The sequence below is a fragment of the Cellulomonas telluris genome (genome assembly GCF_004886325.1).
GTDB lineage: Bacteria > Actinomycetota > Actinomycetes > Actinomycetales > Cellulomonadaceae > Cellulomonas > Cellulomonas telluris.
Map to the genome: position 1 here is coordinate 1 of NZ_QXFN01000123.1, position 508 is coordinate 508.

Annotated in this window: 1 protein-coding gene; it reads left to right on the forward strand. The window is 71.9% G+C overall.

From position 1 onward, the window contains the following. A partial coding sequence (locus tag FB586_RS19030; RefSeq protein WP_168800639.1) for an alkaline phosphatase family protein occupies nt 1-508 on the forward strand: 508 nt, incomplete at both ends.

The following is a 508-nucleotide window of genomic DNA, read 5'->3' on the forward strand; positions in this document are numbered from 1 at the left end:
CAGTACCCCCACCAGACCGGTGTGCGCACCAACACCTCGAACAAGGGCACCTCGCGGCTCGGCGGCTGGCCGGCCTACGACACCAACGGCAACCCCGAGCGCGCGTTCAACGTGCGGCTCCAGCAGGCGGGCTACCGCACCGGGTTCGTCGGCAAGTTCCTCAACGAGTACGAGTGGGCGCCCGGCCGCTCGCTGCCACCGGTGGTGCCGGGATGGACCACCTTCGAGACGGTCTTCGGCTCGGCCTACGACGGCTGGGACTTCGCCAGCACCCGGCTCGTCGACCAGCGGCTCCAGCTGGTGCAGCACCCGGCGCCTCCCGCGAGCGCGAGCAACGCGGCCAAGGACCGGGCCTACGCCGGCGCGGTGATCGGCGACCGCGCGATGGACCTCATCGCGGACGGCGAGTCGTCGGACACGCCCTACTTCCTCGAGGTGGCGCTCTACGCGCCGCACAACCGGGTGAACCCCGAGGGGCACTACGCCGGCGACCCCCTCTTCCCGCCGA